Genomic DNA, 13,617 nt, shown 5'->3' with positions numbered 1-13,617 from the left:
TTTGCACGCAATTTTACGCAATTTTTTTAAAAACACACTGTTACTAGGTGGTTTGGAGAATTAGGAATTTAGACAGTCTACGGTTTACCGTAGACTTTATAACAAAAAATAGTGACACTAAATTTTCTTATCTCCTCAAGTTATCTCAAGAGCATAGACGTACTACTATCCTCATTGCTTTGGAAAGGTGAGCGGCTTATGCGAATCTATGATCAAGGCTCTGTACATTGGCAGCCAACTGTCGCCTTAAATTGGCTGGAGGATGAGACATTTTTTAGCGTTTGTAGTCGTCATCATGTGATTTGGGGCAGCCCTGACGCGATGACTACGTTTCGTGGATTATTCCAGTCAGAGGGTAATTCACTACCTCATGATTTTCCGCACAGTTTGGACGCGCTCCGACACCCGATGCGGGCGGTGCTAGGTGATCCAGACGTGATTATCTCTCGAAGAACCATCTTCCCCTTTTTTCGTCCGTTCCAGTCACAGGAACACATCCAGGCAGCCCTAAATATAATGAAGGGATTGCAGCTTGGATCAATTAAATACAAGCTTGGCCTGGTAACAGGGCGCTTTGGCGCAGAACATCCTTTAAAAGCATGTCACGCCTGTATTGATGCTGACATTAATAACCACGGAACTTCTTACTGGCATCTTTGCCATCAATATCCAGGCGTAAGCATCTGCCCTATACATAAGCAGATGCTTCAGGAAAGCATCCATAATAGGCAATGGTCTGGGCGCTTTCGTTGGACTTTGCCAGACAAAGGCGATCTGACATCATGGGACTTTGCAGGTTTCAATTCCATTACCCAACATGCTCTTCTACAGTTATCAAATTCCGTTCTTGATTTGGCTGCTCTTGGAAATGTCAGATCCTTTGACCCATTTATTGTAAGCTCGGTCTATCGCAACACTCTTCAAGAAATGGACTTTCTAAATTCAATTTCACAGAAGGCAGCGCCATCACTGGCCAAATATGCTGCATTGCTTCAGCCTTACCACTCTCTTACGTCGCTACCTCATACTGCGCAAAAGGCTCGTACCTACATAGAGCATCTTGTCAGGAATCCTCGCGGCCACAGTCATCCGCTCAAGCACCTCGTGATGATCAATTGGCTGTTCGGACAAGTCCGCGATTTCATTGATGCCTACGACTGTGCGAAAGCAGAAAAAGCAGAAAAAGCAGAAAAAGCAGAAAAAGCAGAAAAAGCAGAAAAAGCAGAAAAAGCAGAAAAAGCAGAAAAAGCAGAAAAAGCAGAAAAAGCAGAAAAAGCAGAAAAAGCAGAAAAACAATCTGTTCAATTCGGGAGGGTAGGTCAATACTTACAATTTGAAGGATCTGCGGAGTCTACGGAGACATTACCGCAAAAACTTAAACCGAAAGTCCTCAAACCTCATACCCGATCTGAAATATTGAGACGGCTTCGCAAAGGTACTCCAAAAAAACTTATTTGCTCAGAATTCAAACTGACCATATCAACAGTTAATAAACTTCTCAGATCTGAGGCGTTAGTTAAAAAAGCTTGGACAGAATCCACACACAACAAAACCCTATTAAAAAATAGGTCAGAATGGAAATCCTTGATCAAAAAACACCCTAACTCTAGCGCTAAACTCGTACGCTCCGAAAACCCCAAGCTCTACGCATGGCTTTATCGCAATGATAAGTCTTGGTTACTAAAAGAAACAGAGAGACTTCCAACCGGGAGAACTGGAAACAACTCAAAAGTTGACTGGGCCTTAAGGGACGAGGCACTAGAAGCTCTTCTTATAACGAAACTTAATGAAGACCCTTGCTCTATTAGAAGTAGTAAAGTTAGCAACAAGGATATTTATACGCTAGCACCCGAGCTATCTATCTGTCTAAAATCTCGCAATCAATACCCGCGCACACGTGCGCTATTACAAAAAGTAAAGAACTGCCACCAGCCTTCCAAGCTGCATTAATCTTTTACTGATAGGAGCATCACTGGAGTAGATGTCTTGAAGCATGCAGGTTAGTCAGGTATTTCAGGTGAAAACTGTCATTTGGAGATCGCTTAATTGACCCTTCCCCATGAAAGAACCCGTGCCATCATCAAAACTGAAGAATTTCTGAGAGAGCTAACTCGTAGCCCCGAACTGCCTCAGGATATCCGGAGCTATGCGAAGAGTCTTCTCAGGCACTATCCATCTGCCGATCAGATATTTTCGTTGGGGCGGCTAGAGGAATGTTTGGAAAGCGACACCCCTGACGACGAATTTCGAAGACGTGTGATTGCCTGGCATCAGACCTTGCTGAGCTCGTCATTGGAGCCACCGAAATAGTGATTCGCCACATGGATTCTAAACTTCCGGTCTCATATCGCGTGGCACAGCAGGTCCGGCGCATGCCCAAAGGGCGGGTCTTCAGCATCAGGCGCTTTGCAGCCTTGGGAACGAAGAACGCTATTTCAAAGGCTTGCGCCCGGCTCGTAAGCGTAGGCGAGCTCGAGCGCGTTTATCCCGGCATCTACATGCGGCCAAAGCGAAGCCCGTACACCGGCTGGGTTCGTCCCTCGGTTTTGGACTTGGTAAAACTGCTTGCCAAGCAGAACAGTTGGACGCTGCAGATCCATGGCGCTAATGCCATCAGAGGATTCGGACTCAGCACTCAAATGCCACTCATCCCAATTTATTACACTAGCGGCCCCAGCAGATCTCTGTTTGTCGGGAATGCCGAAGTCAGACTCGTGCATGCCGCACCAATGACTTTGCAGCACCCTGGAACTCGTGTTGGCATGGCTATCAGCGCTTTGCTGTATTTAGGAAAAGGAGGGTCTAAGCCGGATCACGTCGAAAAAATAAAAAGAGCGCTTAGTGCTGACGAACTGGTTACATTAATGAACTGCAGATTGCCGATATGGATGCACGAAGCATTAGGGACTGCCTTGAACACACACAAATAGCCACACGCAGTATCGTCAGCGGCTACAGCACGTGGGTGGCGTGTACGCCGCTTTGAGGAGACTCCAACTAATCGTCATTCGCCAACAATCTCTATCTTCCAGTTCAAGGAAAAGCGACCTATCTGCGCCGATGCGAGACGCGTCATTTATTCAACTGCGCAACGACATTTTCGAACTGCTTCATGATTCTCTGGCTGCGCCCAGATCCTGGCTAACGGTTAAGTTCCTGAGCTGCTATCTTTGTGATTGGCCAGCACCGGAACCGCTGGTAAAGGAGGGCCAACTCTCCTTGGACTCAGCTGATGCCCCTTCCGGCGAGGCGATGGAAAATTGCAACACGGGTACAGCGTCGGGCGATCATATCTGTCGTTACTATGGCTAAGTTGAGAGAGAGGAGATGGGTACGGGCACAACCAGTGACCTACGCCATGAACATAATCCTCTTCAACATATTGAGCGGACTCGCTACCCCAAGCCCGATAAGTAGACCAAAGGGAGGATACCGGGCGAGGCTCATACCTATAACGCTTCACATCCTCCAGAAAATGATTAAAACTCTCGTAAAGAAATAAAACTGAGTCCAAAGCCAAGCCTGAATATTCACTAAGAAACATTGCATTGTTCTCAGCGGCATGTGCCTCTATAACCTTAAGTACGTGCCTTACCTTAGATCTTAACTCCTCTGCTACTCCTTTACCAACCTCGCCGTAAGAAGAAATTAAACACAAGAATTTATCATTCACTGCTAATAAGGCGGACTCGATAGGAATAACAAAACCGAAATCAAAAACGTCCTTAAAAAATTTTGCCTTTTTTAGCTCTAAGGAGTCTTCATTCTTGACAGATAGTATCTCACTAAGATGACGGCCAGCGCAGCCCTTCCACATTACCTCCAAACCATGGCCCTTATAGGCAAAGGTCCTGCCGCAGAATGGGCAGTTGCTCACTAGATGAACATTATGTTTGGCGCAAACCTTGATGTCTGGGCGGGGTGCTCTTCGCCAATATGAAAAACCGAGGACGTTCAAATCCTCTTTCACACACTCCGGGCAAAAGGCTGCGGAAACACGATCCGACTCGAAATGATGGTATTGGGAGCGATATTCTGTGTGTGAATAAGAAATATCTTGGCTGCTTTTAAAAATTGAATACCTCGGGTAGAAGGTGTGGTGGTGAAGAAGACGGTTGAAGCCATAACAACCAAACCACCCCATAGCCGCAGCTATTACTTTTACATCATTAGAACAGACAGCAAATTTTGTTAGGCGATCAAGAGCCTTTATCTCGGGATCATGCCAATTCAGAAATATGTTTCGCGCGATAAATGAGCGCAGAGACTCATCGCTTTGGATACGCAAAAGCATGGCTATCCTGCAGATGGGATTGACGGACTGACCAACGAGCGATGCTAGGGTGCAGATGTTCGTAACAGGTGGTGAGCCCGGTCGGCCCCCCACCTTCTGCGACAGTTTTTATTGTTTAGCGACAGTTTTTATTGTCTAAAACCAACAGCTTCAGCAGGAGCCAGTCCTCACTCGACGGTGACGCTCTTGGCCAGGTTGCGCGGCTGGTCGACGTCGGTGCCGCGCAGCACCGCGACGTAGTAGGACAGCAGCTGCAGCGGCAGGGTGTAGAGGATCGGCGCCAGCGCATCGTGGATATGCGGCATGTTCACCAGGAAGGTACCCTCGCCGTTCTCGATGCCAGCCTCGCGGTCGGCGAAGACGATCAGTTCGCCGCCGCGCGCGCGCACTTCCTGCAGGTTGGACTTGAGCTTCTCCACCAGCTCGTTGTTCGGCGCCACGGTGACCACCGGCATGTCGGCGTCGACCAGCGCCAGCGGGCCGTGCTTGAGTTCGCCGGCCGGATAGGCCTCGGCGTGGATGTAAGAGATTTCCTTGAGCTTGAGCGCGCCCTCCATCGCCACCGGATACTGCGCACCGCGGCCGAGGAACAGGGTGTGGTGCTTCTCGGCGAAATGCTCGGCAATCTTCTCCACCGTGGTATCCATCGCCAGCGCCTCGCCCAGGCGGGTCGGCAGCCGGCGCAATTCCTCGATCAGCTCGGCTTCCCGGGCGGCGTCGAGGCTGCCGTGCACCTGGCCCAGCGCCAGGGTCAGCAACATCAATCCTACCAATTGGGTGGTGAAGGCCTTGGTCGAGGCCACGCCAATCTCCGGGCCGGCCTGGGTCAGCAGCGTGAGGTCGGACTCGCGTACCAGCGAGCTGATGCCGACGTTACAGATCGCCAGGCTGGCCAGGTAGCCCAGCGCCTTGGCGTTGCGCAGCGCGGCCAGGGTGTCGGCGGTCTCGCCGGACTGGGAGATGGTGACGAACAGGGTGTCCGGCTGCACCACCACCTTGCGGTAGCGGAACTCGCTAGCCACCTCGACCTGGCAGGGAATCCCGGCCAGCTCCTCCAGCCAGTAACGCGCGACCATGCCGGCGTGGTAGCTGGTGCCGCAGGCGACGATCTGCACGTTGCGCACCCGGGCGAACAGCTCGGCGGCCTGCGGGCCGAAGGCCTGCACCAGTACCTGGCGCTCGCCGAGACGGCCTTCCAGGGTACGCTGCACGACCTTGGGCTGTTCGTGGATTTCCTTGAGCATGAAGTGGCGGTATTCGCCCTTGTCCGCCGCCTCGGCGCCCTCGTGGTACTGCACGGCCTCGCGCTGTACCGGCTGGCCGTCGACATCCCAGATCTGCACGCTGTCGCGGCGGATCTCGGCGATATCGCCCTCCTCCAGGTACATGAAGCGGTCGGTGACCTGGCGCAGCGCCAGCTGGTCGGAGGCGAGGAAGTTCTCGCCCAGGCCCAGGCCGATCACCAGCGGGCTGCCGCTGCGTGCGGCGAGCAGGCGATCGGGTTGCTTGGCGCTGATCACCGCCAGGCCGTAGGCGCCGTGCAGGTCCTTGACCGTGGCCTTGAGCGCGACGGTCAGGTCACCGAGCTCGTCGAGCTTGTGCTGCAACAGATGCACGATGACTTCGGTATCGGTGTCGGAAACGAAGACGTAGCCGAGCGCCTTGAGCCGTTCGCGCAGCGCCTCGTGGTTCTCGATGATGCCGTTGTGCACCACCGCCAGGTCGTCGCCGGAAAAATGCGGGTGGGCATTGCGCTCGCACGGCGCGCCGTGGGTGGCCCAGCGGGTATGGGCGATGCCCAGGCGGCCGGACAGCTGCGCCTGCGCCTGGGCCTGCTCCAGTTCCGCCACCTTGCCGGAACGGCGCAGGCGCTGCAGCGCGCCGGCGGCATTCAGCACGGCGATGCCGGCGCTGTCGTAGCCCCGGTATTCCAGGCGCTTGAGGCCCTCGAGAAGGATCGCGGTGATGTTGCGTTCGGCGACGGCGCCAACGATGCCACACATGGTTCAGGTCTCCAGATTGGGTTCGACGGCCGCGCAGAGCAGCTTGACGCCGCGGGCCTGGATACGGGTGCGCGCCTCGTCGCTGAGACGCTCATCGGTGATCAGGGTATGGATGCCGCTCCAGGGCAGCTCCAGGTTGGGAATGCGCCGGCCGATCTTGTCCGCTTCGGCCAGCACGATGACTTCCCGGGCGACCTCGGCCATGACACGCGACAGGCCCAGCAGTTCGTTGAAGGTGGTGGTGCCACGTTCGAGGTCGATGCCGTCGGCGCCGATGAACAACTGATCGAAATCATAGGAGCGCAGCACCTGCTCGGCGACCTGGCCCTGGAAGGACTCCGAATGCGGGTCCCAGGTGCCACCGGTCATCAGCAGCACCGGCTCGTGCTCCAGTTCGCGCAGGGCATTGGCCACGCTGAGCGAGTTGGTCATCACCACCAGGCCCGGCTTGTGGCCCAGCTCGGGAATCATCGCCGCGGTGGTGGTGCCGCTGTCGATGATGATCCGCGCATGTTCGCGGATGCAGCCCACCGCTAGGCGCGCGATGGCCTGTTTCCACGGCGAGACGGGCTGGGCCGTGTCGCCGATCAGCTCCTGGGGCAACGGCACCGCACCGCCGTAGCGACGCAGCAGCAGGCCGTTCTTCTCCAGCGCGGCGAGGTCCTTGCGGATGGTGACTTCGGAGGTCTCGAAACGCCGCGACAACTCATCCACGCTAACTTCGCCCTGCTCGTTGAGCAGGGCGAGAATCGCGTGGCGGCGTTGCGGCGTGTTGCGCTTCGACATGAACATGTTTCGATTCGAAAGTTAATGCCGCGAATCAAAACATATGCGCCCGGAGGACGCAAGCTGGCAGTGCCGCTTAAGGCTTCTGCTTGCTCGGCCGCTGCCAGCCGTCGATGTTGCGCTGGCGGCCCCGGCCGAGCGCCAGGGTATGCGTCGGCACATCCTCGGTGATCACCGAGCCCGCACCGGTGGTGGCGCCATCGCCCAGGTTCAGCGGCGCGACCAACGAGCTGTTGGAGCCGATGAACACGTCCTCGCCCATCACCGTCCTGAACTTGTTGGCGCCGTCGTAGTTGCAGGTAATGGTACCGGCGCCGATGTTGCTCCGCGCGCCGATCTCGGCATCGCCCAGGTAGCTCAGGTGGCCGGCCTTGGCGCCTTCGGCCAGGGTCGCGTTCTTCAGTTCGACGAAGTTGCCCACGTGCGCCCTGGCGCCGAGCACACTGCCGGGGCGCAGGCGGGCGAACGGGCCGCAGTCGGCGCCCTCGCCGAGTTCCGCGCCTTCCAGGTGCGAGTTGGCCTTGACGATCGCGCCCTTGCGCAGGGTGCTGTCCCTGATCACGCAGTTGGGGCCGATCGAAACGCCGTCCTCGATGATCACGCTGCCTTCGAGAATCACGTTGACGTCGATCAGCACGTCGCGGCCGACGCTGACGTCGCCGCGCAGGTCGAAGCGCGCCGGATCGCGCAGCGTCACCCCCTCGGCCATCAGTCGGCGGGCCGCGCGCCGCTGATAGTGGCGTTCGAGTTCGGCAAGCTGGATGCGGTCGTTGGCGCCCTGCACTTCCATGGCATCCAGCGGCTGCTCGGTGGCCACACGTAGGCCATCGGCCACCGCCATGGCGATCACGTCGGTCAGGTAGTACTCGCCTTGGACATTGCTGTTGGACAGCCGCCCCAGCCATTCGCCGATACGGCTGCCCGGTACCGCCAGGATGCCGGTATTGCCCTCGCGAATCGCCCGCTGCTCGGCGCTGGCGTCCTTGTGCTCGATGATCGCCTGCACCTCGCCCTGCGCGTCGCGGACGATGCGCCCGTAGCCGCTGGGGTCGTCGAGTACCACGGTGAGCAGCGCCAGCTGCTCGGGACCGACCTTGTGCAACAGGCGCTGCAGGGTTTCGGCCTCGATCAGCGGCACGTCGCCGTAGAGGATCAGCACCCGCTCGGCCGCGAGGTTCGGCAGCGCCTGCGCCACCGCATGGCCGGTGCCGAGCTGCTCGGCCTGGACGACGTAGTTGAGGTCCTCGCCCGCCAGGCACTGGCGCACCTGCTCGGCGCCATGGCCGATGACCACCTGGATGCTCCGGGGCTGCAGCGCACGCGCGGTATCGATGACATGCCCGAGCATGGATTTGCCGGCGACCGGATGCAGCACCTTGGGCAGGGAGGAACGCATGCGGGTGCCCTGACCGGCGGCGAGAATGACGATATCGAGAGACATGGGCTGATCCTGAAACGGTATCGGGCCGGGTAGCGGCCCGGCGATGCCGGAGCCATCCGCGCGCCGGTCCGACAAATGGCGGAAAAAGAAAAAGGGTAGCCAAGGCTACCCTTTTACTCGTGCGCGATGAAGTCGCGGGCCGATCAGTGCCGGCCGTACTTCTTGCGCAGGTGCTCGATGGTACGCAGCTGGGCGGCAGCTTCGGCCAGACGAGCGGCGGCGGAACCGTAGTCGAAATCCGCCCCCTTCTCGTGCAACGCCTTTTCCGCAGCCTTGACGGCGGCCTGAGCAGCGGCCTCGTCGATGTCCTTGGCGCGCGTGGCGGTATCGGCGAGAACCTTCACCATGTTCGGCTGCACTTCGATGAAGCCGCCGGAGATGTAGAAGATCTCCTCGTCGCCACCCTGCTTGATCACCCGCACCGGACCCGGCTTGAGATCGGTCAGCAGCGGCGCGTGGCCCGGCAGGATACCGATGTCACCCAGGTTGCCATGGGCGACGACCATTTCCACCAGCCCCGAGAACAGCTCTTCTTCCGCGCTGACGATGTCGCAATGGACTGTCATAGCCATACTTATGCCTCGGTAATCAGCCCGCCCGGCCAAGGCCGGTCAGGCTGGATCGGCGCCCGCGAACGGGCGCGCCAGTTACAGTTTCTTGGCTTTCTCGATGGCTTCGTCGATGGTGCCGACCATGTAGAACGCCTGCTCCGGCAGGTGGTCGTACTCGCCATTGAGGATGCCCTGGAAGCCACGGATGGTTTCCTTCAGGGACACGTACTTGCCCGGGGCGCCGGTGAAGACTTCCGCCACGTGGAACGGCTGGGACAGGAAGCGCTGGATCTTGCGCGCGCGCGCCACCAGCTGCTTGTCGGTCTCGGACAGTTCGTCCATGCCGAGAATGGCGATGATGTCCTTCAGTTCCTTGTAGCGCTGCAGCACGTACTGCACGCCGCGGGTCACTTCGTAGTGCTCCTGGCCGACCACCAGCGGGTCCAGCGAACGGCTGGTGGAGTCCAGCGGGTCGACCGCGGGGTAGATACCCAGCGAGGCGATGTCGCGGCTCAGTACCACGGTGGCGTCGAGGTGGGCGAAGGTGGTCGCCGGGCTCGGGTCGGTCAGGTCGTCCGCGGGAACGTAGACGGCCTGGATCGAGGTGATCGAACCGGTCTTGGTGGAGGTGATGCGCTCCTGCAGAACGCCCATTTCCTCGGCCAGGGTCGGCTGATAACCCACCGCGGACGGCATACGACCCAGCAGTGCCGACACTTCGGTACCGGCCAGGGTGTAGCGGTAGATGTTGTCGATGAACAGCAGGACGTCGCGGCCTTCCTCACGGAACTTCTCGGCCATGGTCAGGCCGGTCAGGGCCACGCGCAGACGGTTTCCCGGCGGCTCGTTCATCTGGCCGTAGACCATCGCCACCTTGTCGAGAACGTTGGAGTCCTTCATCTCGTGATAGAAGTCGTTACCTTCACGAGTACGCTCGCCGACGCCGGCGAACACGGACAGACCGCTGTGCGCCTTGGCGATGTTGTTGATCAGCTCCATCATGTTCACGGTCTTGCCGACACCGGCACCACCGAACAGGCCGACCTTGCCGCCCTTGGCGAACGGGCAGACCAGGTCGATGACCTTGATGCCGGTTTCCAGCAGGTCGTTACCACCCGCCTGCTCGGCGTAGCTCGGCGCGGCGCGGTGGATGCCCCACTGCTCTTCGCACTCGACCGGGCCGGCCTCGTCGATCGGCTCGCCCAGCACGTTCATGATGCGGCCGAGGGTACCGGTGCCGACCGGCACGGCGATGGCCTTGCCGGTGTTGTTGACGTCCAGGCCACGCTTGAGGCCTTCGGTCGAACCCATGGCGATGGTACGGACAATGCCGTCGCCCAGCTGCTGCTGGACTTCCAGGGTGGTCTCGGCGCCCTGAACTTTCAGTGCGTCATAGACGTTCGGCACCAGATCGCGCGGAAATTCCACGTCGATGACGGCGCCGATGATTTGAACGATACGTCCGCTACTCATGTTTGGTTCCTCTGACTTTTCAGCCATTGTTAACAGTTGAACCGTTCTTAAACCGCGGCAGCGCCGCCGACGATTTCCGAAATTTCCTGAGTGATCGCAGCCTGACGGGCCTTGTTGTAGACCAGTTGCAGATCGCTGATCAGTTCACCGGCGTTGTCGGTTGCGTTCTTCATGGCAATCATCCGCGCCGCCTGTTCGGCTGCGCCGTTCTCGACCACCGCCTGATAGGCCTGGGACTCGATGTAACGAACCAGCAGGGCATCCAGCAGTTGCTGGGCGTCCGGCTCGTAGAGGTAGTCCCACTGACCCTTCTTGACCGGCTCGGCGTTCTCGTCTGCAGCCAGCGGCAGCAGTTGGTCGACCGTCGGTTTCTGGGTCATGGTGTTGATGAACTTGTTGGATACCAGGTACAAGCGATCGATACGGCCCTCGTGGAAGCCATCGAGCATGACCTTGACGCTGCCGATCAGATCGTTGATCGACGGCTCTTCGCCGAGGTTGCCGATTGCCGCGACCACGTTACCGCCGAAGCTGCGGAAGAAGCTCGCACCCTTGTTGCCGATCACGCAAAGGTCTGCTTCGACCTTCTGATCGTGCCACTCCTTCATGTTCTTGATCAGCGCCTTGAACAGGTTGATGTTCAGGCCGCCGCACAGACCACGGTCGGTGGACACGACGATATAGCCGACACGCTTGACCGGACGCTCCACCATGAACGGGTGGCGGTACTCGGGGTTGGCGTTGGCCAGATGGCCAATCACCTGCCGGATCCGCTCCGCATAAGGACGGCTGGCCGCCATGCGCTGCTGTGCCTTGCGCATCTTGCTGACCGCCACCTTCTCCATGGCGCTGGTGATCTTCTGCGTGCTTTTGATGCTCGCAATCTTGCTGCGAATCTCTTTTGCGCCTGCCATTTGACACCTATCGGGTTAGCAGGCGGGCGCCGCGAGGCGCCCGCTGCGGCTTACCAGCTTTGCGTGGCCTTGAACTTCTCGATGCCGGCCTTCAGGCCCGCGTCGATTTCGTCGTTGAAGTCGCCCTTCACGTTGATCTTCGCCATCAGCTCGGCGAACTCGCGGTTGAAGAAGGCGATCAGGGCCTGCTCGAAAGCACCCACCTTCGCCACTTCCACGTCGCCCAGGAAGCCACGCTCGGCGGCATACAGGGACACGGACATGTCGGCGATGGACATCGGCGCGTACTGCTTCTGCTTCATCAGCTCGGTGACGCGCTGACCATGCTCGAGCTGCTTGCGGGTGGCCTCGTCCAGGTCGGAAGCGAACTGCGCGAACGCAGCCAGTTCACGGTACTGGGCCAGGGCGGTACGGATGCCACCGGAGAGCTTCTTGATGATCTTGGTCTGCGCCGCACCACCGACGCGGGATACCGAGATACCGGCGTTGACGGCCGGACGGATACCTGCGTTGAACATGGCCGATTCCAGGAAGATCTGACCGTCGGTGATGGAAATCACGTTGGTCGGAACGAACGCGGAAACGTCGCCCGCCTGGGTCTCGATGATCGGCAGCGCGGTCAGCGAACCGGTCTTGCCCGTCACGGCGCCATTGGTGAACTTCTCGACATACTCCTCGGAAACGCGGGAAGCGCGCTCCAGCAGACGGCTGTGAAGATAGAACACGTCGCCCGGGTAGGCTTCGCGTCCCGGCGGACGGCGCAGCAGCAGGGAAATCTGACGATAGGCCACGGCCTGCTTGGACAGATCGTCGTAGACGATCAGCGCGTCTTCACCGCGGTCACGGAAGTACTCGCCCATGGTGCAGCCGGCGTACGGAGCCAGGTACTGCAGCGCGGCGGACTCGGAAGCCGAGGCGGCGACGATGATGGTGTTGGCCAGGGCGCCATGCTCTTCCAGCTTGCGCACCACGTTGGCGATGGTCGACTGCTTCTGACCGATGGCCACGTAGACGCAACGGATGCCGCTGTTGCGCTGGTTGATGATGCGTCGATCGCCATGGCGGTCTTGCCGATCTGGCGGTCACCGATGATCAGCTCGCGCTGGCCACGACCGACCGGGATCATGGCGTCGACCGACTTGTAGCCGGTCTGTACCGGCTGGTCGACCGACTTACGCCAGATCACGCCCGGTGCCACTTTCTCGACGGCGTCGGTTTCCTTGGCGTTGATCGGGCCCTTGCCATCGATCGGGTTGCCCAGTGCGTCGACCACGCGGCCCAGCAGTTCCGGACCTACCGGAACTTCGAGGATGCGGCCGGTGCACTTGGCGCTCATGCCTTCGGTCAGGCCCAGGTAGTTACCCAGAACCACGGCACCGACGGAGTCCTGCTCCAGGTTCAGTGCCATACCGAAGATGCCGCCGGGGAACTCGATCATTTCGCCGTACATGACGTCGGCCAGACCGTAGATGCGTACGATGCCGTCGGAAACGCTGACGACGGTGCCCTCGTTACGGGCTTGAGCAGCGACATCCGATTTCTCGATGCGCTGCTTGATGATTTCACTAATCTCGGAAGGATTCAGTTGCTGCATGCCATGACCCTCAAATCAGGATTTCAACGATTCGGCCAACTGGCTCAGTTTGCCGCGGACCGAACCGTCGACAACCACGTCACCGGCGCGAATCACCACGCCGCCGATCAGCGCAGGATTCACGGCCTGCTGGAGGTTGACGGTGCGATCTAGCCGCTTCGACAGGGCGGCAGCCAAAGTTTGGAGTTGCGCGTTGCTGAGCTCGAAGGCGGTTTCGACTTCGGCTTCGAGCGTTTTCTCGGCTTGCGCCTTGATGTCCTCGTACAGCTCCCACACGGTCGGCAGGACCGACAGGCGATCATTCTCGCCAAGGGTCTGGACGTAGTTGCGGAACGCTTCGTCGGTATCGTCGCCGAGCAGACGCACCAGTTCCTGAACCTTGCTTTCGCTGGTCAGGCGGGGGTCGTTCAGCAACGCTGCGACTTCGGGGACTTCAACAGCGACGGCGGCCAGGTTGAGCATCTTCGACCAGGATTCGGTCTGTCCTGCCGCACTGGCGAACTCGAAAGCGGCTTTCGCGTAAGGCCGAGCAAGCGTCTGGGTATTGATCATCGCTTGCCT

At 58.6% G+C, this 13,617-nt stretch carries 11 protein-coding genes and 1 pseudogene; 3 read left to right on the top strand and 9 right to left on the bottom strand.

Translation table 11 applies throughout. The annotated features are described in order from the left end of the window. Positions 1–198 precede the first annotated feature (198 nt). The 3 genes from BAY1663_RS23295 (at position 199) to BAY1663_RS23285 (ending at position 2,930) form a co-directional block, all read left to right on the top strand. On the top strand, positions 199–1,950 hold the full coding sequence (locus tag BAY1663_RS23295) for a TnsD family Tn7-like transposition protein (protein WP_128576072.1): 1,752 nt from the start codon (positions 199–201) through the stop codon (positions 1,948–1,950). Between the two features lie 96 nt (positions 1,951–2,046). Further along, positions 2,047–2,310, top strand: a complete 264-nt coding sequence (locus BAY1663_RS25680) for a BPSL0761 family protein (protein ID WP_071534601.1) — start codon at positions 2,047–2,049, stop codon at positions 2,308–2,310. 11 nt (positions 2,311–2,321) lie between these two features. After that, positions 2,322–2,930 (top strand): DUF6088 family protein, encoded by a 609-nt coding sequence (locus tag BAY1663_RS23285; RefSeq protein ID WP_128576070.1) that lies wholly within the window; start codon positions 2,322–2,324, stop codon positions 2,928–2,930. A 218-nt stretch (positions 2,931–3,148) separates the two neighbouring features. Here BAY1663_RS23285 and BAY1663_RS23280 read toward each other — a convergent pair whose 3' ends face one another. The 9 genes and pseudogenes from BAY1663_RS23280 to BAY1663_RS04120 form a co-directional block, all read right to left on the bottom strand. After that, a complete protein-coding gene (locus BAY1663_RS23280) occupies positions 3,149–4,294 on the bottom strand; it encodes a hypothetical protein (protein ID WP_128576068.1) in 1,146 nt (381 codons plus the stop codon). 167 nt (positions 4,295–4,461) lie between these two features. Next, complete coding sequence (gene glmS / locus BAY1663_RS04155; RefSeq protein WP_037038156.1) at positions 4,462–6,297, bottom strand: glutamine--fructose-6-phosphate transaminase (isomerizing); 1,836 nt, start codon at positions 6,295–6,297, stop codon at positions 4,462–4,464. A 3-nt stretch (positions 6,298–6,300) separates the two neighbouring features. Further along, the gene (locus tag BAY1663_RS04150) at positions 6,301–7,083 is read right to left on the bottom strand and encodes a DeoR/GlpR family DNA-binding transcription regulator (protein WP_037038220.1); all 783 of its coding nucleotides are present in this window, start codon (positions 7,081–7,083) and stop codon (positions 6,301–6,303) included. Between the two features lie 76 nt (positions 7,084–7,159). Beyond that, entirely contained in the window at positions 7,160–8,524 is a 1,365-nt protein-coding gene (glmU, locus tag BAY1663_RS04145; RefSeq protein ID WP_037038155.1) for a bifunctional UDP-N-acetylglucosamine diphosphorylase/glucosamine-1-phosphate N-acetyltransferase GlmU, read from the bottom strand. Positions 8,525–8,667: 143 nt separating this feature from the next. Further along, on the bottom strand, positions 8,668–9,096 hold the full coding sequence (locus tag BAY1663_RS04140; RefSeq protein WP_037038153.1) for a F0F1 ATP synthase subunit epsilon: 429 nt from the start codon (positions 9,094–9,096) through the stop codon (positions 8,668–8,670). A 75-nt stretch (positions 9,097–9,171) separates the two neighbouring features. Further along, the gene (gene atpD, locus BAY1663_RS04135) at positions 9,172–10,548 is read right to left on the bottom strand and encodes a F0F1 ATP synthase subunit beta (protein ID WP_037038152.1); all 1,377 of its coding nucleotides are present in this window, start codon (positions 10,546–10,548) and stop codon (positions 9,172–9,174) included. Positions 10,549–10,595: 47 nt separating this feature from the next. Then, positions 10,596–11,462, bottom strand: coding sequence for a F0F1 ATP synthase subunit gamma (atpG, locus tag BAY1663_RS04130; RefSeq protein WP_037038151.1), 867 nt, complete (start codon positions 11,460–11,462; stop codon positions 10,596–10,598). 50 nt (positions 11,463–11,512) lie between these two features. After that, positions 11,513–13,056 (bottom strand): annotated as a pseudogene (gene atpA / locus BAY1663_RS04125) (F0F1 ATP synthase subunit alpha). 15 nt (positions 13,057–13,071) lie between these two features. After that, positions 13,072–13,608, bottom strand: a complete 537-nt coding sequence (locus BAY1663_RS04120) for a F0F1 ATP synthase subunit delta (protein ID WP_037038149.1) — start codon at positions 13,606–13,608, stop codon at positions 13,072–13,074. Between the last annotated feature and the right edge of the window lie 9 nt (positions 13,609–13,617).

The organism is Pseudomonas sp. BAY1663, from assembly GCF_000582595.1.
Classification (GTDB): domain Bacteria; phylum Pseudomonadota; class Gammaproteobacteria; order Pseudomonadales; family Pseudomonadaceae; genus Stutzerimonas; species Stutzerimonas stutzeri_AF.
The sequence above is the reverse complement of the archived record's forward strand: the minus strand, read 5'-3'. Positions and strand labels throughout refer to the sequence as shown.